The organism is Streptomyces sp. NPDC004788 (assembly GCF_053601115.1).
This window is the reverse complement of record NZ_JBSGBF010000102.1, coordinates 1-22380: the sequence shown is the minus strand read 5'-3', so window position 1 is coordinate 22380 and position 22380 is coordinate 1. Positions and strand designations below refer to the sequence as shown.

At 70.3% G+C, this 22380-nt stretch carries 14 protein-coding genes and 7 pseudogenes; 11 read left to right on the top strand and 10 right to left on the bottom strand.

The window, feature by feature from the left end; genetic code table 11:
* Positions 1 to 468 precede the first annotated feature (468 nt).
* Positions 469 to 1032 carry an endonuclease domain-containing protein gene (locus ACWEJX_RS31590; protein WP_451610843.1) on the top strand — a complete coding sequence of 188 codons (564 nt, stop codon included), beginning with the start codon at positions 469 to 471 and terminating at the stop codon, positions 1030 to 1032.
* A 329-nt stretch (positions 1033 to 1361) separates the two neighbouring features.
* Positions 1362 to 2423, top strand: a complete 1062-nt coding sequence (locus tag ACWEJX_RS31585) for a hypothetical protein (RefSeq protein ID WP_451610842.1) — start codon at positions 1362 to 1364, stop codon at positions 2421 to 2423.
* A gap of 128 nt (positions 2424 to 2551) precedes the next feature.
* Here the strand turns inward: ACWEJX_RS31585 and ACWEJX_RS31580 are convergent.
* Positions 2552 to 3316 (bottom strand): annotated as a pseudogene (locus ACWEJX_RS31580) (SpaA isopeptide-forming pilin-related protein); the annotation flags it as partial.
* Positions 3317 to 3318: 2 nt separating this feature from the next.
* Here ACWEJX_RS31580 and ACWEJX_RS31575 point away from each other — a divergent pair.
* From ACWEJX_RS31575 to ACWEJX_RS31555, 5 genes and pseudogenes are all read left to right on the top strand, one after another.
* Positions 3319 to 3507, top strand: a pseudogene (locus ACWEJX_RS31575) (DNA cytosine methyltransferase); the annotation flags it as partial.
* A pseudogene (locus tag ACWEJX_RS31570) lies at positions 3507 to 4654 on the top strand (DnaB-like helicase N-terminal domain-containing protein). The pseudogenes ACWEJX_RS31575 and ACWEJX_RS31570, both read left to right, overlap by 1 nt.
* Positions 4655 to 4669: 15 nt before the next feature.
* Positions 4670 to 6022, top strand: coding sequence for a site-specific integrase (locus ACWEJX_RS31565; RefSeq protein ID WP_451610841.1), 1353 nt, complete (start codon positions 4670 to 4672; stop codon positions 6020 to 6022).
* Positions 6023 to 6396: 374 nt separating this feature from the next.
* Complete coding sequence (locus ACWEJX_RS31560) at positions 6397 to 6828, top strand: hypothetical protein (protein ID WP_451610840.1); 432 nt, start codon at positions 6397 to 6399, stop codon at positions 6826 to 6828.
* Positions 6829 to 7282: 454 nt separating this feature from the next.
* Positions 7283 to 7381, top strand: a pseudogene (locus tag ACWEJX_RS31555) (IS5 family transposase); the annotation flags it as partial.
* Positions 7382 to 7645: 264 nt separating this feature from the next.
* On the opposite strand, the gene ACWEJX_RS31550 reads toward ACWEJX_RS31555, so the two are convergent.
* The 3 genes from ACWEJX_RS31550 to ACWEJX_RS31540 all read right to left on the bottom strand — a co-directional run bounded on the left by ACWEJX_RS31550 (position 7646) and on the right by ACWEJX_RS31540 (position 11580).
* Entirely contained in the window at positions 7646 to 9118 is a 1473-nt protein-coding gene (locus ACWEJX_RS31550) for an aldehyde dehydrogenase family protein (RefSeq protein WP_451610839.1), read from the bottom strand.
* A 107-nt stretch (positions 9119 to 9225) separates the two neighbouring features.
* Positions 9226 to 9774, bottom strand: a complete 549-nt coding sequence (locus ACWEJX_RS31545) for an EF-hand domain-containing protein (RefSeq protein ID WP_451610838.1) — start codon at positions 9772 to 9774, stop codon at positions 9226 to 9228.
* A 66-nt stretch (positions 9775 to 9840) separates the two neighbouring features.
* Positions 9841 to 11580: an acyl-CoA dehydrogenase family protein gene (locus ACWEJX_RS31540; RefSeq protein ID WP_451610837.1), complete on the bottom strand. Its 1740-nt coding sequence runs from the start codon at positions 11578 to 11580 to the stop codon at positions 9841 to 9843.
* A gap of 541 nt (positions 11581 to 12121) precedes the next feature.
* On the opposite strand from ACWEJX_RS31540, the gene ACWEJX_RS31535 reads away from it, so the two are divergent.
* Positions 12122 to 12942, top strand: a protein-coding gene (locus ACWEJX_RS31535; protein WP_451610836.1) for an IS5 family transposase whose coding sequence is annotated in 2 segments (ribosomal slippage) — positions 12122 to 12469 and positions 12472 to 12942 — 819 coding nt in all. Because the reading frame shifts where the segments join, the coding sequence is not laid out codon by codon here.
* Here ACWEJX_RS31535 and ACWEJX_RS31530 read toward each other — a convergent pair.
* Positions 12932 to 13288, bottom strand: coding sequence for a hypothetical protein (locus ACWEJX_RS31530; protein ID WP_451610835.1), 357 nt, complete (start codon positions 13286 to 13288; stop codon positions 12932 to 12934). The two genes, ACWEJX_RS31535 and ACWEJX_RS31530, sit on opposite strands and share 11 nt — an antisense overlap.
* Before the next feature lie 58 nt (positions 13289 to 13346).
* Between ACWEJX_RS31530 and ACWEJX_RS31525 the strand changes: the two genes are divergently transcribed.
* On the top strand, positions 13347 to 13631 hold the full coding sequence (locus ACWEJX_RS31525; RefSeq protein ID WP_451610834.1) for an RICIN domain-containing protein: 285 nt from the start codon (positions 13347 to 13349) through the stop codon (positions 13629 to 13631).
* Between the two features lie 18 nt (positions 13632 to 13649).
* Here the strand turns inward: ACWEJX_RS31525 and ACWEJX_RS31520 are convergent.
* A pseudogene (locus tag ACWEJX_RS31520) lies at positions 13650 to 14139 on the bottom strand (transposase); the annotation flags it as partial.
* Here ACWEJX_RS31520 and ACWEJX_RS31515 point away from each other — a divergent pair.
* Positions 14135 to 14281, top strand: a pseudogene (locus ACWEJX_RS31515) (integrase core domain-containing protein); the annotation flags it as partial. The pseudogenes ACWEJX_RS31520 and ACWEJX_RS31515 overlap by 5 nt on opposite strands.
* Before the next feature lie 1135 nt (positions 14282 to 15416).
* Here the strand turns inward: ACWEJX_RS31515 and ACWEJX_RS31510 are convergent.
* Positions 15417 to 16568 (bottom strand): Dyp-type peroxidase, encoded by a 1152-nt coding sequence (locus ACWEJX_RS31510; RefSeq protein WP_451610833.1) that lies wholly within the window; start codon positions 16566 to 16568, stop codon positions 15417 to 15419.
* 90 nt (positions 16569 to 16658) lie between these two features.
* On the opposite strand from ACWEJX_RS31510, the gene ACWEJX_RS31505 reads away from it, so the two are divergent.
* On the top strand, positions 16659 to 18032 hold the full coding sequence (locus ACWEJX_RS31505; protein ID WP_451610832.1) for a right-handed parallel beta-helix repeat-containing protein: 1374 nt from the start codon (positions 16659 to 16661) through the stop codon (positions 18030 to 18032).
* Positions 18033 to 18155: 123 nt separating this feature from the next.
* Here ACWEJX_RS31505 and ACWEJX_RS31500 read toward each other — a convergent pair whose 3' ends face one another.
* The 3 genes and pseudogenes from ACWEJX_RS31500 to ACWEJX_RS31490 all read right to left on the bottom strand — a co-directional run.
* A complete protein-coding gene (locus ACWEJX_RS31500; RefSeq protein WP_451610848.1) occupies positions 18156 to 18842 on the bottom strand; it encodes a hypothetical protein in 687 nt (228 codons plus the stop codon).
* A gap of 218 nt (positions 18843 to 19060) precedes the next feature.
* Positions 19061 to 21481: an SdrD B-like domain-containing protein gene (locus ACWEJX_RS31495; protein WP_451610831.1), complete on the bottom strand. Its 2421-nt coding sequence runs from the start codon at positions 21479 to 21481 to the stop codon at positions 19061 to 19063.
* Between the two features lie 698 nt (positions 21482 to 22179).
* A pseudogene (locus ACWEJX_RS31490) lies at positions 22180 to 22380 on the bottom strand (IS5/IS1182 family transposase); the annotation flags it as partial.

Genomic DNA, 22380 nt, shown 5'->3' with positions numbered 1-22380 from the left:
GCACCTACGGCACCGAGCTGGAGCACCTCCGGCCCCGGTGGCGCTCGCTAGCGGGGGCTGGACTGGGCGGCATAAGCGATGAGCAGCAGGCTCGCGCCAACTTGTAGGCGGCGACTACAGCCCCATCCGGGGGCCCACAGCCGGATCCACCTACGCGGAACTGGCCTGCGGGCCGTCAGGAAAATGCCAAGGCGTGAGACTGGGCGGCTGTGCCATCGACCTGAGACAGGTGAAGAACCGCAGGTCGATGGGCACGGCCTGTGCCACGAGCGGCGAGACCCTACACGAACCGCGGGGTCTCTCGTTGACTCACGCCTGATGGCTGATCGGCCACGGAACCCCAGTTGCTCACCCTCAAACGACGCCCGAGTTTTCCACCACTGTCGACGCCCGAGCCGCCAGAGCCGTGTCTGACACAGGACTTGGACGACGGCGGGTGATGTCAGCGCCGAGCTCTAGGATCCCGGCATGATTTCCCCGGAGAGCATCGAGCGGATCATGACGCGGATCGAACTCGAGGGGGACGGTGAGTTCTGCGGCTGTGGAGCATGGGCGGCCCGCCTGGTACGGGGCCGCGAGTGCCGAGGGTGCTACCGGATGCGCCGAGGCATCGAGAGGTACGGAATCACCATCCCCAAGTACAACGCCATCTGGCGCGCGCAGAACTTCCGGTGCGCCCTCTGCGGGGACAATGAGGAACCCTGTGACGGCGGCATCCCTCACGTCGAACCACGCCCCTGGCAAATCGATCACGACCATTACTGCTGCGGCATCAAGGGTTCCAGCAACCGATGCTGCGTTCGCGGGATTTTATGCCTCACGTGCAACCTGAATGAGCTGGCGCAATATGAGCGCAAGCGCCGTCGCGGCGCTGGCTTCCCGATCCCAGTCATCGACGCCTACCTGGCCAACCCGCCGGCGCGCCGCCCGGAAGCCCGTGTCATCCGCGGCCGTGACGACGCCTACCTGCCGACATCTTGGGCCTTCCTGCACGATGAGCAGGTGGTCAAGCACGGGTATGTGAGGTGGTGAGCCTCCTCCGTTGGTTCCCCACCACCTCGCGGGGTGGTGGGGAACCATCCCTCGCCGGGTACCCCTCAGGGCGGATCCAGGTCCGATTGCGAACGTTCGGGTGATGCCTCGGCGCGTCATCACATCGATGAGGGCCTGCTCCCGGTCGGTGTGATCGGATTCGGAGCGGTGGGCCCGGCGGGGTCCCTGCCCTGTGCTCGACCCGACATCGAGCACGCCGTGGAGAAGCCAACTCGGCCGGCGCCGCTGCGTGGTCCGCATGTTCCTCGTGGCTCTCCGCCGCGCGTGCTGTGTCGGGACGGCTCCGCGGTGTTGAGGAGCGTCGAGTTATGAAGGCAACCGCCGTCGAACGCCGGGCCGAAGTGCTGCGTCTGTACACCGGGATGTCCTGGCAGTCCGCCCGGCGCCGGGTCGAGGCCGCCACGCCCGGCTCCTTGCTGATCCCGCAGCCGGACGCCGACCAGATGCTGCTGGAGGCCCGGGTGATGGCCGCACTGGCCTGGCGTCGGATCACCACTGTGCACCCATGGGGCATCAAGTACGTCGACCCGCGCTCCGACCGCCTCCTGATCCGATTCGAGGCCGACCTGGCCGAGCGGCGCGACCCGGAGGAGTCCCAGGCCCTGGACCTGGCCGAGGCGCTACTGCCGCGCGCCGACGAGTACGGCGACGTCAAGGGGGTGCCGGGGGCCCGTACCCACGTCGAGGACGGTCAGGTTGTGCTGCGTGTGCCGGACACGTCGGCCTCCGTCACTCTGCTGGGTCTGGACCCCGACGAGTGGCTGCGCGCGGTCGACGTCCAGGACCGGCGGCTGGGCGCCTACGGCATGACGCCGTGCCACCGCGACCGGGCCGCCCGGTGGCACCCGGCCGAGCGTCCCTACCGGCGGCCGGGCCGCCGGGGCACCGCAGCGTCGGCCTGGCTGACCAGCGGGCTGCTGCGCCGTGCCGGCCTGATCCGCACGCTGGGGGCGCCGCTGGCCGTGACCGGCTGGCTCGGCAACCACGAACGCGGCGGTGGCGAACGCTGGATCATCGACCCCACGTTCGCGGAAGGTTCCGGTGCCACCGGCCACCGGCGGCTGATGGCACTGCTCGCGGCGCCCGGCTGGGGCCTGCCCCTCGCCCCCGTGGACGAACACTGCTCTTGTCATCTGCCGCCCGGCTACAGCGACCAGTGCACCACCGTCGCCGCGGGCCTGGCCGAGCGGCGCGGAGTGCTGGAGGTTCGCGCCATCCAGCGCCGCGGCGACCGGCTGAAGCGGATCCAGGAGTACCGTCCGGCGACCTTCGCTGCCCAGCAGCGGCTTGCCCTCTCCGTACCGGCCTGGGTCGACCGCTGGCTCGAGCGCAGTGGATCTCCCGCCGCGAAGGCACCCGTATTGGCATAAGGCCGGAACCGGGCCGCACGTGGCGCCGCGTACGGCGGCGCACGGTGGAGCCAGCGTGACACGGCAGCAGACGAGGGCAGGCCCCTGGAATAACGTCCCAGGGGCCTGCTGTTGGGGGTGATCTTCGGCTAGATGGTCTCGCTGGCGTCGTCCGGCTCCGGCGCGACCACCCCGCGACGGCGGGTGACGACCAGAGCGACGGCGCCGGCGGCAACGAGGAGGCCGGCACCTCCGGCGATCCACGAGGTGGTGTCCGCGCCGGTGTGGGCGAGGGAACCGGTCGGGGTGGCCGGCGTGGAGTCGCCGGTCGGGGCTGCGGATGCGGATGCGGTGGACGACGAGGTGGCGGGCGCGACCGTGGCCACGCTGGGCGAGGAACCGGTGCCCGGCTTGTTGGTGCCCGTCGGCATAGTAGGAGTGGACGGGGTGCCGGTGGGCTTGTGCATCGGCTTGTCCGAGGGGGCGGGCTTCGGCGGATTGGCGGTCCTCGCGTTGGTGACGGTCACGGTCACCTGGGCACCGGGGCCGGCGGTGAACGTCTTCGACGGCTTGAAGAGGTCGTAGCCGGCGGGGGCCTTGGTCTGCTTGACCCAGAACTGCGTCTTCCGGCTCGACACCGGCAGTTCCCCGGAGGCCGTGCCCCCGGCCCCGGTGGTAAAGGTCAGGAGCGTGGAGTCGCCGGTGCCGATGTTCACGGTGGCGCCCGGCAGGAGCTTGCCGGTCTTGCTGTCCTTGGCCTGCAGGAGGACCTTGGCGGCCTTGAAGGGGTCGTTGATGGTCAGCCGGGTGGTCGCGCCCGGTGTGACGATGACGTCCTGGTCGGCCACAACATCGTGGAGCGGGCTGCCGGAGGCCGTCTCCTTGAGTCGGTAGATGCCCGGCGCGAGGTCGGGGGCCGATCCGGATCACCGCTCGCGAGGCCGGCATCCTGCAGACCTTCCCCGGCGACTACCCGTGGGCCGGGAACAAGGGGCAAGTTTTCGGTCAGATCGGCAACGCGGTTCCGCCCTTGCTCGCCGGCCACCTCCTCGCCCCGCACCTCGGCATCACCCTCGACCCCAACGACTTCGCCCTGGGCGCTTGATATCCCACAGCCCCGATCCCGACGAGGACGGCCTCGGCGAGCCGTTCCCGGCGCCGAACCCGGTGTTCCACGCCGAGCAAGCCCTCCTCGGCGCCCTCATCCTCGATCCCCAGCGTCTCGGCGCGTGACCGGGGTCTGCGCCGACTCGTTCTCCACCGCCGCGCACGCCGCCCTGTTCACCGCGATCAACGCCCTGCCGCGGCCCGACCCGGCCGAGCACACGAAGAGCACCACGTGGCTCAACCAGGTGCTCGCCGCCGCCCGCGACCAGGCGCGCGGGCTGACCGCCTCCTACCTGCACACCCTCATCCAGGTCTGCCCCTGGCCGAGGCACGCGCCGACCTACGCGCGGATGGTCGAGGCCGAACACGCCCGCCGCCGGCTGCGGGCCGCCGCCGAACACTTCGTCCAGACCATCCACGACGCTTCCCTCCCGCACCCCGTCCAGACGGCGCTCGCCGAGGCCGACGCGCTCGCCGCGGTCGTGGACGACATCGCCATGCGCTTCCCACCACGCGCCGGCGTCCTGCCCCGCACCCCGGCCTCCCCACCGGTTAACGTCCCCGACTACGCCGAAGCGGCGGAGGAGGAGCAGCTGCTGCTCGCGACCGCCACCGCCCACCCCTCCGACATCGAGTCCGTACGGTGGCTACTGCCCGAGGACTTCACCCAGCCCCTGCACGCCGACCTGTGGCAGTGCCTCACCACCCTCACCCGCCGCCAGGAGCCGGTCGACCCCGTCACCGTCCTGTGGGAAGCCCAACAGCGCGGCCTCCTGCACGACGGGAGCGAGCCGAGCGACGTACTCCGTCTGCTCGCCGAACCCGCCGGCTCCGTCGAACACTGGAGTCAACGCGCCCTCACGCGCTCGCTCCTGGCCACCGCCGACCACACGGGCCGCCGCATCCAGGCATACACCGACGACCCGACGAACACGCCGTTCCAGCTCGTCACCGGTGCCCGCCGGTCCCTCGCCGACATCGGCGCCATCCGCACCCGCTGGCAGCACGCCAACGGGCACCCGCTCCCCCAACGACCGCAGCACACGCCCACCACACGCGCCGGCCCCTCGACCCGCCGCGCCCCCGCCACCTCACAGCCACCTGTGCGCCCCACCGCCGCCCGGGCCGCCGGCCGAACCCCGTAATCCGAAGGGCCGCCTATGCCGTACGCCTCCGCCGACGCCCACGTCCGCTCCACCCTCCACCCGGACCACCACCCCGCCGTCATCGCCACCACGTCCGGGCCGACGAGCGATGCCGCCCGCTCCCACCTGCACGACCTCGGCTTCCGCAGCACCAGCCCGACCACCATGGTCCTGGCCCGCATCGACCGCGAGGAGCCCTACTACACCGTCAAGGCCGACGAACTGCCCCATGTGCACGAGTTCACCGCCGTTCTCAAGCCGCGAAGCTGTTGTAGCGGACGCGTGCTTGTTGCTGAAGAAGACGACGTAGTCGCCAACTCCGTTGGCTGGCATGTATATCGGTACGACCTTGAACGTTCGTCGACGGCGCTGCCTGAGGGCTTGTCGGCGTATGGACCTGATCCGCGGTCGTGGGTGGAGAGGCTTGGCGGGAGACATGGCCAGCGCTTTCTCCTGGGCCCGGATGGGTTGCCGGATCTGCGCGTGAACGCGTTCTTCGCGTCACCCGGTATGAGGAATCTGTCAGAGCTGACGAATCGGGACTACGCGTACTCGCTGGCTCTGTGGCTCAACTTTCTGCTGGTGCTGCGGCGAGGCTGGTGGGAGGCGACCGAAGAGGACGCCGCGGAGTTCCAGTTCTGGAGGCTGACCGACCCGGGGAACGACCGGACGGTGCGGATGTCGTCGTTCGCGCGGGATGTGGCCGGCTGCAGGAAGTTCTACCGCTGGGCTTGTAGGCGCTACCAGGTGGTGGACCCCTTCGACGAGATGAAGTACGGCCGAGGGCGGCGGCAGGAGAACGTGAAGTGGCTCGACCCGGCAGCGATCCGGCGCTGGCGGGACCTGGGGGTGCGTGGTCGTGGGCTTGACGGCCGGGTTGACCGGCGCTGGCGGGGCCGCAACGACCAGCGCGACGCCGCGTTCGTGGACGGGCTGTACTGCACGGGTCTGCGGCTGACGTCGTGGGCGAGCGTAGTGCTGCCCGAGCTGCCCCGCATCGCTCCTGGCCGCGGGTACCTCACCTGCACGCTGGCCGACCAGTGCGCAAAAGCCGGCTACGGCTACACCTACTGGATGCCCAGGTCAGTGGCCACCGAGGTGCACGCCTACTGCGAGGGTGCGCGGGCCCAGGCGGTCCGGCGGGCCCGCGTCTCGGGGCGGTACGAGACGGTCCGCGGCGTGAGGGTGGTCCGGTTGCGCGGGCGGGGCAAGGGCGTCGAGATCCCGGACGGCAAGGGCAGCTGGAGCGTCCACGCGTGGAGCGAGCTGTCTCCGCAGGTCAGACAGGGTCTGTTCGTGGAGACTCGCAGGCTTACCTGGCTCCGGCCCCACGACAGGACGATCCTGTCGCCCTCGGCCATGCCGTAGTAGGCGGGGATCGAGACGGCCACGTCACTGGTGGCGGCGGCGAGGTCGAGCGCGCCGTCCGGCGCGTCGGCGACACGGGTGCGGGAAGTTCCTCGGCCATGGCAGCAGGGCCCCTTTCGCTACGGCCGGCGCAACGAGGGCCGCCGGACGGCGGTACGAGCCAGCCAGAGAAGATCATTATCTTCGGGTTCCGGCGCCTGCGGACCTCAATCGCCCAAGCGGTCAAGAGCTGATGGCAAACAGTCAAGATCGCTTGTCAGCGAACAGTGGCACGACCACCGTCAGCGACACCACGATGTGTACGTGCAAGGGCTCAGCCCTTTGGGATAGTGGTTACTCGTTGCTGATGGACAACTACTCTCAGTGGAGCTGGAATGTCGCAGACCCAGAACGCCGCAGTGGTCGAGCCGGACCCGGGCCTGAGTCTCGCCGAGATCTGGGCGCCGATCTCGGAGAACAAGAACAAGCTCGTCCAGGAGGACTACGGTCTCGATCCCAAGGCAGTCATCGCTCTGGACGAGGAGCGGCAAGGGGTCGGCGACAGGATCAGCCTGTACTGGGGCGACGGTGCCACCGTCCCGGAGGTCGAGTACGAGCTGACCGTGAGCGACCTCCACCGTCACGAGGCCGGGTTCGAGGTGCCGTGGCCGTCCATCGAGACTGCGGGCAAGGGTGACATCGCGGTCTGGTACACGGTCACCCCCGAAGACGCGGACACCCCCGCGCGCAAGTCCGCCAGGACCTTCGTCACCGTCGAAACGGTGGCCCGGCCCATCGAAACCGACACCGACACGGAAGCCGACTGACTTCCCCTGCCCGACGGGTGGCGAGAGTACCGGGACCTGACGGCCCGGCGCTGCGGATGCAGGCCGGGCCTACCCGCGTCCCTGCGCATCCCCGACGATGGTCGCGCGGCATCAGACGCCCAGCAAGCGACTTCAGTAGCTGTTGTCGTTCCGATCTTTAGGGGTGGGCGTCGAAGAGGAGTCTCGATCGGGTGATCGCAGCTGGCTGCGGGCATGAAGGCAGGGCCTCTTGGTAGCTCGGGGCTGCGAAGCCGACCGAGATCCAGGAGACCCTGTTGCCGCAGTTGTACGTGCTCGCGCCATTGAAGTTCAACTCGGCTTTTCTGTCGTGTGATTGTGCCGATCACCGGTTCGGGAACGCGGTCGATCATCTGGAACGTGTTCGGAGTATCCCTCGGACAGGACGGACGCGGAGTGGGCTCTGGTCCGGCCGCTGCTGCCGGTGCCGGGCTGGATGCGGGGCCGGGGCGGGCAGCCGGAGGCGTACTGCCACCGGACGGCACCGGATGCGATCCGGTGTCTCGTGGACAACGGGATCAAGTGGCGGGCGATGCCGTCCGACTTCCCGCCGTCGGACCGGGTCCACGCGTTCTTCCGTCGCTGGCGCGACCACCTGCTGGTCAGGGAGTTCCCCGACCGGCTGGGCGACCGGGTCCGCCAGAAGGCGGGCCGGGATGCGGAGCCGACGGCCGGCGTGATCGACTCGCAGTCCGTCAAGGCGGACGCTGTTGTCGGCACGGACAGCCGCGGCTTCGACAGCGGCAAGCTGATCAACGGCCGCAAGCGGCACGTCGTGGCCCCGGTGGGCGCTGCGGTGTCACAGGGCGTGGTCTTGTTCTGTGGCGTAGGTGGCGTCGCAGACGGCTTGGAGTCTGCTGGTGCGCTGGAGTGGGAGTGCGGCGCCGCCGAAGGGGCCGCCGGAGTGGCCGGTGCCGCCGTGGGTGGGCAGGACGGGGATGTTGCCGCTGTGCGTGTCGTTGATCTTCAGGATGCCGCCGTTGCGTAGTTCGTTGGAGAACCGTGCGATGACGTCGGGGTCGGCCGCCCACAGGGAGTTGCGCAGTCCGTAGGGGTTCGCGTCGAGGAACGCCAGTGCCCCGCGGAGTAGTTCGGCGTCGGGGGCCGGGTCGGGCACGACGAGTTTCAGGAGCGGGAAGAACGTCTCCTCGTAGACGCCGGGGATCGCCGACGCCGTCTGGAGGCCGTCGATCCGGATCACGGTGGGCTGGATGAAGATGCCGTCCGTGGCCGGCCGGCCGGTGTGGTCCCACTGGGCGCCGCCGGTCACGACCCGGGCGCCGACCGCCGTCGCCTCGCGCAGTGCCTGCCGGAACTTGGGAGCCTTGAACACGGGCGAGAGCAGCACCTGCGGATCCTCGGGGAGCCCGGGGCGTAGTGCTTCGGCCTGTTCGACCACTGCGGCGATGACTCGGTCGGCGATGTCCGGATGCACGATCGCATAGCGGGGCACCATGCAGATCTGCCCGGAGGCGTGGAAGCATTCGGCCAGCGCGCGGGCCGCCTGGGCGGGATCCGCGTCGCGCCAGATCAGCGCGCCGTCGTTGCCCGACAGTTCGAGCACCGGCTTCTTGCCCCGTGCCAGGCATTCCGCCGCGAGTGCCAGGCCGCGCCTGGAGGAGCCGAAGTAGAAGATGGTGTCGACGTCGGGGCTCTCAAGCCAGGAGCGCAGCGTCTCCTTCGTATCACCGCACAGCACGGACAGGACGCCCGGCGGCGCGCCGACCTCGGCCAGGGCCGGGGAGACGATCTCCTGATAGAGGAAGGCCAGCGCCAGCGGGCTGCTGCGCGGCGCCCCGACCACCAGGGCGTTCCCGCCGGCCAGCGCCCACACGCCGAGCGAGCCGGCACTGGCCGGGGCGTTCTGCGGGGGGCTGAGGGCGACCACGCCGTCGGGCTGGTAGTGCAGGCGCACGGTGCGGTGTCCGACCCGCGTCTCGTGCTCGGCGGTGCTGCGGGCGAAGGCGATCGAGTCCTGATGTGAGCCTTCGAGCATTCCGGACAGCTCCCACCGGGCCACCGGCAGCGGGTGGCCCTCGGCGACGCACAGGTCGACGAACTCCTCACCGCGGCGGGCCAGACGGCGATGGAATGCGGAAACCAGCGAAAGGCGCTGGTCGAGCGGTACGCGGGCCCACGCGGGCTGAGCGGTGCGCGCGGCACGCAGTGCGCGGGCTAGCTGGTCCGGGCGGGCCAGTGCGACCCGCCCGGCCAGCCGGGGGTCTCCGCAGTCCTCGCCGTCGGCCTGGCCGCGCTCGCGCTGCAACACCATGCGGCCGACGGTGAGTGGATCTCGGATCAGGGCGCTCGCGCGGGCCGTGTACACCCAGTGGTCGGTTGCGTCAGGTACGCCGCCGACCAAAGGCGGATAGGAGCGGATCACGACGCGCCGAACAGCAGGTCACCGGAGGCCTCCTGGCCCTCTCCGGTGTAGAACTGTCGTGCGGCCGCGTCGATCCGATCGATGCTCACCGCGCCACGGCCTTCGGCGTCCAGGCGTTGGAACGCGGCCTCCACCTCGTCGTCCGGGGTGCCCAGGGCCGCCTGCAGCGCACGGAACTCCGTCGGGGTGATCGTCCCGTCGCCGTCGGCGTCGGCCAGTTCGAGCACGGCGCGCACCGCGGGGCGGAAGGTGCGCTCGTAGCCGCCGTCCTCGTGCACGAAGGCGCCCGTCATGCCGCGGTGGTACTCCTGCGGGCTGATACGTCCGTCGCCGTCGATGTCGCACTGCGCACGCAACGCCTCCCAGACGTCGAGCACGGTGCCCACGAGCGCCTTGCCCTTGGCGGAGGTGGGGCTGCTCTCGCAGGCGGAGAGCACGCGCACGCCGAATGCCTCGAAGTCCGTGCGCTCGATGTAGCCGTTGCCGTCCAGGTCGAGCTGCTGCTCGAACGCGCGCTGGTGCTTGGATTCCAGGTGTGCACTCATGATCGTGTACTGCCTTTCTCTCAGGATGATGTGACGGCGTGCTCCCCCGTGGGGGCACGGTGATACTCAGATGCCGATCCCGTCCTGCATGGGGGCACCGAGGAACTCAGGGGTGTATCCGAAGGCGTCGACCAGTTCCTGCGCGCTCTCGGCCAGCTCGCGATGGCCGTGTTCGAGGCGTTCGCGCGCCGCGTTCCAGGACTGCGGGTCCAGGAGCCGGTGCGCCAGGTACCAGTCGGCGTGCCGCAGCACCGCGCCCAGGCCGTAGTGCTCCAGGACGCGCCGCGCCGCGTCGGCGCCGCCGGCCGGGATCCGTTCGCCGAGGCTGCGAAACGCCTCGGCGTCCGCGTACGCCAACGCGGCGTCGCGCAACGCCTCCGCGGCCGTCTCGCGTCCCGACGCCCGGCCGCCGGCCCGGTGGATCCGGGCCGCTTCGCCGAGCAGACCGCGGACACGGGCCTGCAGCAGGGACCTCAGCCGCGCGGCGTCGAAGGCCCCTCCAGACGGTGAGGGGCCATGCTCGTCGAGCGGGCCGAGGTGGGCTGGAGGCCGGGCGGCCAGCAGGCGGCCGAGCGCGAGGGCGATCACCTGGTTGTCGCCCTCGGCCGTCACCGCGCCGTGCGCGATGCCCAGGTACTCGGCGATACGGTTGCCCAGCAGCATCCCGCGCGCCCCGGCCCGCTCCCGGCATTCGTCGATCACCGACAGGGCCGTGTAGGAGGCGTGGACCTTCACGCTGTTGACCATGAGGGTGCGTTCGGGCTCCGCGATGCCCGCGGCCCAGCGGTCCTTGGCGTCGTTGACGAGGGCGGTGGCCGCGTACACCCGGCTCAGACAGGTCATCAGGGCCGCGCGGTGGTTGCGCTGGGACAGGGCGGGCACCGCCGCCCAGGCCGCGCCCCGCGTCATCCGGCGCAGGGAGTAGCGCACGGTGATGGCCAGTGACGCGCGGGCGGTGGCCAGCGCCATGCTCGGCAGCAGAATCCGCCCGAGCTTCAGGCAGTCCAGAGTGAGCCAGAACCGGCCGAGGGAACCGGGCTCGGGCCTGCGGGGATCGGCGTCGGCACCGGCCGGACGCGGCCCGGCCAGCCAGTGCGTCCGCGGCACCACCACTCCGTGGAACCCGGTGCGCGCGTAGTCCATGCCCCCGGCCAGGCCCCGCGACAGCGGGGTGACGGAAACCCCCGGGACCGGCCCGTCCTGCGTGGCGATACGCACCAGGAAGGCGTGCAGCGGACCCCGGTCCCGCCCGCCCGCCCCGGCCGGCGGGTCCAGCCGGGCGAGCACCACCGCGATCTTCGCCACCCCCGGATACGCCGCCGTCGACATGACCTTGTACGCTGCCGCGTCCGGGCTCGTCAGGACGAACGAGTCCGTCGCCTCGTCGTACCGCGCCCGGGTCCTGATCGAGGTCAGATCGTTTCCGGTGGTGCCCTCCGTCGCCATGAGCAAGCCCACCGAGCGCATGCCGTCGAGCTCCGCGAGCAGGTCCCGGGTGTACTCGGGCCGCTGGGACAGTCCCACGATCGAGGCGACGCACAGGTTGTAGTGGACGCTCATCAAGGCCCCGGCCGTCGGCTCGGCGACCGCCGCCCAATCGTGCACGGCGCACAGCCGGTGTACATCGCGGACGATCACGGACGGCGGGTCTGTCGAGGCGCACAGCGCGCGCATTACCGCGTAGGAGCGGGCCGTCGCCGCCTCCGGAGCAAGCCCCGTCCGGGAGCCACCGGCGATCCGCGAAAGCAGACCGGGAAGCTCACCATCGAGGTCGGCGCTCTCACCCGATAAGACGATTCCGCGCATGGCGTCCGTCAGCGTGCCTCCGCATCGCGAGGACGCGGGTTCCACCGAGATCGACATTCACCCCAGCCCTCCCCCAGAGACGATCCACTCTCTTCAGTACGGAGAGGCGCACCCTGGCGTATCAACGGCGCCAAAGTACCCGAATCCGCAGCGGCCTTGAGCGCACAGGAGCGTCGATCAATTACGTTCATCCCGCCGTGTGACTGTCTCGCGCACCGGTTCGGGAGCGCCGCGGACAACGGGACGCGTGAATGGCGTTACCCGACAGATATGACGGACGCGCAGGGGGCCGTGGTCCGACCTCTGCTGCCGGCGCCGGGCTGGCTGGACGGACGCGGTGGGCAGCCCGAGGCTTAATGCTGTGAAGATGGCCGCCGTTCGATGATCGACGAATTTTCTGCGTCATTCATCGCTGGCGGCCAGCCAACCAAGGCGCCACCCTGCTTAGACAGTCGGCCAGTTGGTAGCGAAGGTGATGAACCACCTGTCATCAGCCTTTAAGACGTCGTTTCTTATGGCGTGATCGTTCGTTGAGCCGTGCATGGCGGATCTCGTGGAGCGACTGGTGCCGGACGAGTTGTGGGTGCTGTTCCGGCGGGTGGTGCCACCGACTGAGGTGATACGTCCGCAGGGCGGTGGCCGACGCCGGGCCGGTGACCGCGAAGCCCTGGCGGCGATCATCTTCGTGGCGACGTCGGGCTGCACCTGGCGGCAGCTGCCGCCGGTGTTCGGCCCGGCCTGGCAAACGGTCTACCGACGCTTCGCCCAGTGGAGCCGGGACCGGGTCTGGGCCCGGCTCTACCGGGTGATCCTCGACGAACTCGGAGCACGCGGCGAACTGGACTGGTCGCGGTGCGCGATCGACTCGGTCAGCCTGTGGGCCGCAAAAGGGGGCCGCTGACGGGACCGAATCCGACCGACCGCGGCAAGCTGGGATCGAAGATCCATCTGATCTGTGAGCGGAACGGACTGCCGCTGTCTCTGGGTATCTCCGGCGCGAACATGCACGACAGTCAGGGTCTGGAGCCGCTGGTGCGGGGCATTCCGCCCATCCGGTCCCGTCGCGGGCCCCGGCGTCGGCGGCCGGCGAAACTGCATGCGGACAAGGGCTATGACTACGACCACCTGCGGCGACGGCTCCGTCAGCGGGGCATTTGTCCTCGCATCGCCCGCAAGGGCGTCGAGTCCTCGCAGCGGCTGGGCGGGCATCGGTGGGTGGTCGAGAGAACCGTGTCCTGGCTGACCGGCTGCCGACGGCTCCACCGGCGCTACGAACGTAAGGCGGAGCACTTCCTCGCCTTCGTTGGCATAGCCGCAGCCCTCATCGGCTACCGCCGCTTAGCCAGCCTTCTCACGGCCTGAGCCGGTTCTGCTGTACGTCGAAGCAGATCAGGCCCATGGACTCCGCGACGGCCGCCGCGTAGGCCGACGCCTCCTCGGCCATGCTCCACCGCATGGGGAAGTAGATCAGCGGACCACTGGCCTCGCCGATCAGCGGCCCGGTGGACCAGGGCGAGGTGTCCTCCTCGTGCTCGGTGAGGTCGCACCACCGCTCAAGCAACGCGGCCACGTAAGCCGCGATGCGCTCGGACGGAGGCTCTTCCACCTCGCTGTCGATGTAGCGGTCGTACAGGTCGTTGAAGACCCGGCCGGCGGTCTTGTCATCCGCTGGCCTCTCGCCTTCCCAGACAGCAAGGTCGTAGCTCATGTCAGGAGGCTCTCATGCCGCTCTGACAGCCATAAGAAACGACGTCTAAGGGGAACAAGTGTCCATCTTCACCGCCACTCTGGTAGCCGAGAACAGCGACAAGGTCGCGTCCGTCCTCGCCGAGAGCACCGACAACGGGGCCGAGGTCGTGCAGTGGGACTACGTCCAGGGCAAGAAGAACCAGATCTGGAACCTGGAGCCCACGACGGACGGCTACTACCTGGTCCGCGCGGCCCACAGCAACAAGGTCCTGTCCGTGCTGGCCGGTAGCACCGACAACGGCGCCAAGCTCGTGCAGTGGGACGACGTGGACAAGGACAACCAGCACTTCCGTCTCGGTTGACGCCTGTCCGGCGGGCCGCTAACGGATCCACAGCCGGATCGAGGCGAGGGTGGCCGTGCCCTGGAGACGTACGCCCTCTTGTCGTATCTGGTGGCTATGGCCCGAAAGCCCTTGAGGGCGTTGATGGTCCGCTCGACCTCATTCCTGCGGGCATAACGGGTCCGGTCGAATCCGGCGGGACGACCGCCCCGGCTACCAAGCCGCTGGCGGTTGGCCCGCTGGTCCCGGCGTTCGGGGATCGTGTGCCCGACCTGCCGTCGTCGCAGATAACGGCGATTCCGACGGGAGCTGTACGCCTTGTCCCCGCACAGGTGGTCAGGGCGTGTCCGCGGGCGGCGCCCACCGGCCGGTCGCGGGACGCGGACACGGTCGCTTCGGCCTGGACGACCCGCAGAACCTTCTCCCACGTGCCGTCCGCCGACCACCTGCGATGCCTGCCGTGGCAGGTCTTCCACTTCCCGAACCGTGAGGAAAGATCACGCCACGGAATCCCGGTCCGCTGCTGGAAGCGGCCCTACACCTCAGACCACGAACGCATGGAAGCGTTCACCGACTGGCTCCACTGGTACAACCACCACCGACCCCACACCGGCATCGGCGGCCAAACACCCGCCAGCCGCGGCACCAACCTCTCCAGACAGCACACCTAGATACCGTAGTCAGCGCACACAGCGATCTCTCGGACGGACGCACTCGAGTCGCCACAGTGCCTCGCCGCTACGCTTCGTGACGTTCCGAGCCAATCCGGTTCCCGCGTTTGCGTCGCTGCCCCTGTCGCTGCAGCGATGTGAACCAGCACCGTTCGAAACCCGTGCTGGTTCGGTGCTGACTTCGTGGCCTTGGCCGCGGAAAAACCGCAGGTCCTAGCCCTGATCGAATGAGTTGTCGTACCACTCGATGGTGGTGCCGATGAGGCTGGCGGCGACGATGCGCTTGAGGGAGGCGGGGGGCGTGGGGGCGTGTGTTGCGGCGGCCATGTGCACCACTTCCGAGCGGGTGACGGGGACTGTTTCGTGTCGCCACACCGTAGGAAGGCGCAGGTCAGCCGCGTATGTGGTGGGACACCATAGTTCGCGGGGCGGGAGTGCGGGCGCGCACCATGACAGGCTCATCGGAAGCCTTCGGAGGCGGTCGAACGCATTCCGGATAACGGTTGGCGGCCCCCAAAGAGGGGTGACGGGCACCGTCGCACCCGCTGGACGGGTCCATCCGCCCGGTGCCGCCCTGCGGCGGTGCTCAGCGGCTCGGCGACCGCCGCCTACACCGTCCTCCGGGACGACACCGTCACCGTCTCCGCCGTCTGCGTACGCCGCCACCTGGCCGAAGGTCATCGAGCACGGCCCAGCCGCGACGCTGGCCGAACTCTCCGCTCGCGCCGACGCCATCCGCCTGGGCGACGCCGCCCATCTGATGAACGCGGCCGTCACCGCCCTGCCCGCACCGCAACCGGCCGGCATGCAGGACCGCAGCTGCGGCAGGCTCTGGCCGTACCGCGCTGCGGGCCCAGGTCCCGACCCGAGTACTACAGCGGCGGGATCTTGCTGATGCGATCGGCTCGCTCCGTTCGGGCGCAGGGCGCCGGCAGGAGGTCGCCGCGCCGCCGGCAGTGGCTGACGGCGGCTGCAGCCTGGTGCTCGACTCGTCGTCGCCGCCCCGCGATACCGGCCCCGCCTCCCGGCGGGCGGCATCAGCGCCAAAGGAAACCACATCTCATGCCGCGCCAAACGGCGCCCACCGAGGTCGGTAGGTGCCCCTGCCGTTCAACGCCGGCATCTGCGGGCGGGGTCAGCCGAACAGCTGGGAGCCGAGGGGGTGTTGCCGGTCGAAGCCGGGGAGGATCAGAAAGGTCGCGCTGGCGGTCGTCGTGGTGAATCGCAGCAGCGCGTCGGAGGTTTCCATGTGGGTGAGGGTGGCGGTGAAGGTCCGCAGTTCGTTCTGGAAGCTGATGAAGAGCAGGCCGGGGGCGGGATCGTCGATGCTGTAGGAACGGCGGAGCATGAGGCCGGTGCCGACCACGGTGGGATTCGCCCTGCGCGCGTGGGCGTCCGCGGGGACCAGATAGCGTCCGTCCGGCGTCTTGGCGCCGAGGTCCGGACCTGACGCCACGGGGCCGCCCGACAGGGGGACGCCGCTGGCCCGATGCCGTCCGAAGACCGCCTCCTGCTCGGGTACGGAGAGGGCGGCGAACCGCGGCAGGTCGAGTTCCATGCGCCGCAGCACGGCAAGGGTGCCGCCGGCGACCGCGGGTGGCCCGGCCAGCCACAGGTCGCGCTGTTGTTCGGCGCTCGTGTGCGGGCCCACGATGCCGTCGATGAAACCGAGCGGGTTGCGGGGCGCGGTCAGACCGTTGCCGACGGGGACGTTCGTACCCCGGCGCGCCGACTGCCGCCAGCGTTCCTCGACGCGTTCTCCGGCCTGGTCCAGGAGTGCGGCGGCGACCACCGGCAGGAGCAGCGCGTCGCCGGCGCAGATCTGGATCAGCAGGTCACCGCCCCGAGCCCGCGGCGCGATCCGCTCGCGGGTGAACCGGGGCAGGTCCGCAGCTCCGGGCAGTGCGGCACCGACCGCGCGGACCAGCCGGGGGCCCACGCCGAGGGTCACGGTGAGGTCGCCCGGCGGCAGGCCGAGCAGCCGTGGGTCGGTCCCCGCGATGAGTGCGCCGACGGCCTGGCCGAGTTCGGCGAGCAACGGACCGGGGGCCACGCCGGCGCCGAGGTCGGCCACCACCGCTAGGAGGTTCGGCTGGGCCGGTTGCGGGAGCGTGATGCCCGCTTGGTGGCGGCCGGTCGGCGACACCCGTGCGCCTGAGGCGGGTGAAGGGGGCCGGCTCGGCCGAGCCGTGGGCGATTCGCACCCCGCCGTGAGCCCGGTGGCCGCTGCGGCCCCGGCAGCACCGATGAACGCGCGGCGTGACGGACGGGAGTCGGCTCGGCCCATGGAGTGCAGCGTGCCACACCGGAATCGCGTCTGCCGGTCAACCTCCCCATTCCGAAGTGGAATTGGTCGGCATCGTGCCAGACTGGGATCATGCCTCGATTAGCTCTTCGCGTGCTGGCCGCGGTACTGGGCACGCTGACACTTGCGGTCGGCTGCAGCGACGGCGGCGGTGACGGCCAAGGCGGCGACGCCGGATCGGGCAAGGGCCGGCGCCCGAGCGGCGCCCAGGTGACGATCCGGGTCCCTGGCGATGCCCCGACGATCTCTGCTGCCGTGTCGTTGGCGCGGCCCGGTGACCTGGTGCTGGTCGCTCCGGGCGTCTACCACGAGTCGGTCAGGGTCTCCACGCCTCGCGTCACCCTTCGTGGGGAGTCCCGCGCCAAGGTCGTCATCGACGGGCGGCTGCAACAGCCGAACGGTGTCGTCGTCGCGGCGCCCGGGGTGGCCGTCGAGAACCTGACCGTGCGGAACAACACGCAGAACGGCGTACTGGTCACCGGTTCGGCGAAGGCGGCGGCCGCCGGGCTGCCCGGGCGAGGCGGCGGCTACGACACCGGAGACGAACCCGTCACCTTCGTCAAGTCGTTCCTGGTCTCGCACGTGACCGCGACCCGCAACGGGCTGTACGGCATCTACGCGTTCTCCGCGCAGAACGGTGTCATCGAGCACTCCTACGCGTCAGGCGGGGCCGACTCGGGGATCTACGTCGGACAGTGCAAGCCCTGCCGCATCGTGGTGCGGGACAACATCGCCGAACTCAACGCGGTCGGTTACGAAGGCACCAACGCCGGCGGGGACATGTACGTGGTCGGCAACCGCCTGGTCGGCAACCGGGTCGGCCTGACCACCGGCTCCGACCACCAGGAGAAGCTGCTCCCGCAGCAGGGCGCCGTCATCGCGGGCAACCTGATCGCCGCCAACCAGCAACGGGCCACCCCGCAGCAGGCCGACGGCGGGTGGGGCATCGGCATCGGCGTCGACGGCGGCAGCGACAACCGGTTCGTCCGCAACCGCATCGTCGACAACAGCAACGCCGGACTGGTGATCACCGCGACCTCGGACATCGCCGCGGTCGGCAATCAGATCACGGACAACACGTTTACCGGTAACGGCGTGGACATCGGCTGGACCTTCCCCACCGCCGCGCGGGGACGGGGCAACTGCCTGCGCGGCAACGATCTACGCACCACAGTGCCCGCCCGGCTCGCGGCCACCGCACCCTGCCCGCTGCCGGCCACGACGCTCTCGCCGGCGGGCCGGTGGGCGGTGCCGACGGCCCCCGGCGGCATCCCGTTCACCGAGGTGGCGGCGCCCGCTCCTCAACCAGAGTTCCCCGGCGCCCTCACCGTGGGCGCCACCGTCGTCCCGGCCATGCCGGACCTGCCGGACCAGGCGGACCTGGCGGGCGTTCGGCTGCCGTCGGCGTCCCTGCTCGCGGCGGGCGCGCGGGTACGGACGTCCTGAGCGCTCCCCGTTCCCGCGACCCCGCGTCCACCTCCCGAGTGCCACTCGCCCCGAGCACCCCGAGCACCCCGAACGCTCGAGCGCCCCGAGCGCCCCGAGCGCCCCGAGCGCCCCGACCAGCGGCTATCCGTTCGGGGCGACTCCCGGTACCGGCGTGACCGGCAGGTACTCCTGGGTGTCGAATGCGATGTCCACCGGCTGTGGCGCGGAACCGACGCCCGCGCGGACCCGGTACATGGTCCCGTCCGACCCCACCCAGTAGCGCACGTTGCCCGCCGTGTCGGAGCGGTCGGGGGCGGACGGCCCGGTCATGACGTCCACCGGATGCCCGCCCACCTGGTCTCGTCCCCACCATGCGGCCCCATTCTGCGGCAGCAGTTCGGCGTTGTCGGGCCGGTCGCTGCCGAGACCGAGCGCGATGGTCAGCGAACTGTCCAGCGAGCTGCCGGAGTGCTGCAGCGGACGGCGGAACCAGCCCGTGCGGGGCGGCGAGGCGGGTGCCTGCGCCGGGGCGTTGGCCATCGGGTGGACGAACACCGAGTCGGCCGTCCACTCGATCAGCCCGTCGCTGGACGTGTCGCGCCCGGTGCCGTGCACCACGCCGTAACCGACCCTGCCCCGGTAGTCGACGGACCCGGTGACGATCAGCCCCCCGGCGGTGCCCGGCACGGTGATCGTCACCGCGCGGCCGCGCGCTTCGTAGTTGCGGAACCGCGTGATCGCCAGCCGGTTCGCCTCGTCCGAGGTCAGTGCGCGCGGGCCGCTGGGTTCGGAGCCGCCGCCGGTGACCAGGAACGCGGCACCAGCCACGACGGCTGCTGTGGCGACGGCGACCGCGACGGCCGTACGGCCTGGCCGCGCCCGTCGGCGCCGGCCCGTCGCACGGCCCGGCAGCGCCTGCTCGGTTCTTCCGCCCCGTACGCGGCTCGGTGCTGTCACTCTTCTGCCCCCACCCTCCAGCCATGACGTGATCTGCCCGGCCGCGCCATCCTGATCGCGGCCGGGCAGATCTCTGTCGTCCGGTTCGTTCAGTGCTTCCGGAGGCGGTGCTTCCGGCTCATGAAGGCGATGACCAGGCCGGCGCCCAGTAGCAGAGCGACGAGTCCGATCAGCTGCGTCACCCCGGACGTACCGGTGTGCGCCAGCGAACCCGAGTCCCCGCCGTCCGGGCCCGGGTCGTTGGCGGGCGGCGTGTGGGACGGCGGCGTCGTGGCCGACGGTGAGCTCGGGGTCGGCGTCGGGGTCGGGGTCGGGGTTGCCTTCGGGACGTAGACCCCGGCGTCGATGGTGTGATCGACCCCGCCCGGCTTGTCGGGTGCCGTGACAGGCGCGTAGCCGTTGCACAGCCGTCCGGTGGTCGACGGGGTCACGTTGGAGTCGTGCGCCCGGTTGGCGCCGGCTCGCGGGAGTGTGAACCGCAGCTCGTCCGCCGTGGGTCGGCCGGGCACCCTGCTGGTGTCCGCGGTGCACACGTCGAACTGGACCGTGTATTTCGCACCGGGTGTGAGCTGGTACGCGGCGCCGACGCCACCGAAGTAGTACTCGCCGGCATCATCGGTCTTCGTCGTGGCGACCTGCTTGCCGTCGGCGTCAAGGAGGTTGATCGTCGCCCCGGACAGCAGCGGTTCCGCCGGGTCCTGGATCCCGTTGTGGTCGCCGTCGAACCAGACGACGTTGCCGATCTGGATCGGGGCGTTCGCCGCCGCGTACGCGATGTCGCCGAGCCCGCCGGCCTTGCCGAACCCGTTCTGTTCCTGGCCGACGAACTGGTACGCGTTGGCGTTCGGGGCGTTGCCCGGTCCCTCGCCGGTCGTGATGTGGTGGTAACCGGTTCCGGCGGTTTCGATGTTGACGGTGGGGTCGAACTCCGTGCTGACGACCCAGTCCTGCTGTGGGATGTAGGCCACGGAGCCCAGCGCGTTCTCCTGGTGCGGGCCCTGGAAGAAGTCGCCCGGGAAGTACTCGACGACATCGGCGTCCTGGCCGCCGTTGTTGGCGGGGGTGGCGTGGTTGGGGCAGTCTCCGGTGCCTTCCCAGGCGTATCCACCGGTGGGAACGGCACAGGCCATGGTGATGTCACCGCCGGACATGCCGAGTTCCGGCGTGTTGTTCCCCGGGCGGGGGTCGAGTCCCTTGGCGCTGAGCACGTCCATGAAGCGGTCGCGGAAGCCCAGGATCATCGAACCGTCACGACCGAAGGCGAGCGAGGCGAGCTCCGGCTGCGGGTCGATGAAGGCGTTGCCCGCCTTCCGCTCGTCCCACGTGGCCAGACTGGTGTTCCACGGGTTCCAGTGAGTGGCCTGGGCGGCGGTGCCCGCGCCGGTGAAGACGGTGCCGCGCTTGTCGGTGAGCGTGTGGGTCAGCACCGTGGTGAACCGCTTGCCGTCGTAGGCGTAGACGACGGCCTTCAGGTCCGCGCGCTGCTGTGTGCTCTCCGCGCTGCACACGCCACCGACGTACAGCGTGTTGTCGTGGACGTCGAGACCGAACGGGCGCCAGTCGGCGGCGCTCGCGCACCCGGGGTCCGGGATCGGGGTCGTCGCCGCGGGCGCCGGTGCGGTGGCCCCTGTCGCGTCGAAGCTCACCAGGCTGCGGGTCAGCAGGTTCACCGCGTACAGCGTGGAGCCGTCCTCCGACAGGGCCAGGCCACCGATGCTCTCCTTGCCTGGCGCGTCGGTGAATCCGGGATCCTTCATCATGTCGGCGGTGTCGTGCGGCGTGAGCGCGGCGCCCGGCACCTGCGCGAACAGCTCCGGCGCGCCGGAGCCGCTGACCGGGACCGTGTAGATCGCGCCGGGGCCCTTCGGCCCGTACGGGGCGAACCGGCGGGCGAACGCGCTCTGGAACAGCCGCCCGCGGTACCTGTCGTAGGCCAGCCCGTACGTCGTGCCCACCTGAGCCTGCGTGGCGAGCGTGTCCGGACACGTCACGCCGGTGGGACAGGAGCCGCGGGTCTGGGTCCCGAACGCCACCAGCGCCCGGGTGTCGGTTCCGTTGGCGCCGTTCTGGACGGGTACGAAATACCGGGTGTCCGGCAGTGCGTAGTCGGCCGGGTCCCACACCCCCGTCACCACCGAGGCGTCCTTTCCGCCCGAGACGTCCACGAACGACGTGAAGCTGTCGAAGTGGTTCTCCGCGGTCGACGCGGGCGCAGCCCTCAGATGGCCGCTGTACGGCGCCGGAATGCTGACGTCGACGCGGTACCGGCCGCCGTTCAGCACCGCCGACCCGGACACCACCACCTTTCCGGTGGTGTCCGTGACGCCGGTGACGGCGTGCCCGGCGGGATCGGAGATCTCCACCGTCATGCCGCGCTGCGGCACGTCCATCGTCGCGTTGATCACGCCGGTGCCGAAGAAGTCGCGCAGCACCTCGACCGTCAGCGTGCCGTCCTCGGCCGAAGCAGCGGCCGGTCCGGCCGTCGCTCCCAGGGCGCCACCTGCCAGCAATAAGACGGATAACCCCACGCGCGCCAGCGGCCCCGCAAGCCTCGGGGCCGCTCGGCGCGAGTCTCTGTCGACTCGGTTCATGGCATCACTCTCCACACGCGGAAAAGGAAAAGGACCCACCGCTGCCGCGTGGACCTCTTCGTGATGATCGCTTGAGGGAATTGCGGGCGATTCGTAAAGATCGCAGGTCAGGAAAGGTGCGCGCACGTCCCGAACCGGGGGCGCGGCAGCCCCTGCACGTGCGTGTTTCCGCAGTTCAATCGCGATACCCCCACCGTCGACCGTACCGACCGCCATCGCGAGCAGCGCGCGATATTGTATGCGTCGAAGTCTCGCGGTCACCAGCAGAATCCTGGAATCCGTCGGAATTCGCGATATTCGCCACCCTCCAGAGAATTACACCCGAAAGAGTATGCGATTTCGAAGCGATGGCCGAATTCAGCCCCTTGGGCGGGGCGGCACCGCCGACTGCTCCGCGCGGTGCTCTTCTCGAACATCTTCCACCAGGGCACCCGCTATTCGACCTCCCCGCACGCGGGACCGTTCCTGGCCCGGATCGCCGTAGCCGGCCCCCGGCCCACCCGCGCCAACACGCTGTGGCTGCTCACGGGCCTGGCTGTCGACTGGCACGACGAATACACCCTCCCCCACGGCATCCCTACGACGCCGTCCAGGCCGAACTCCCCCACTTCACCCGTGGCTTGGTAGTGCCGGGCTCGTTTGTCGTAGCGGGTGGCCAGGGCCCGGTTCTGCTTGAGCCGGCTGAAGCAGCGTTCGACGACGTTGCGCCGCCGGTAGGCGGCCCGGTCGAGGCGGCAGCGGGTTTCGCCGCGGCGGATGCGTCCGTTGATCTGGTCGATCCGCTCGGGAATGGTGCAGGCGATGCCGCGTCGTCGCAG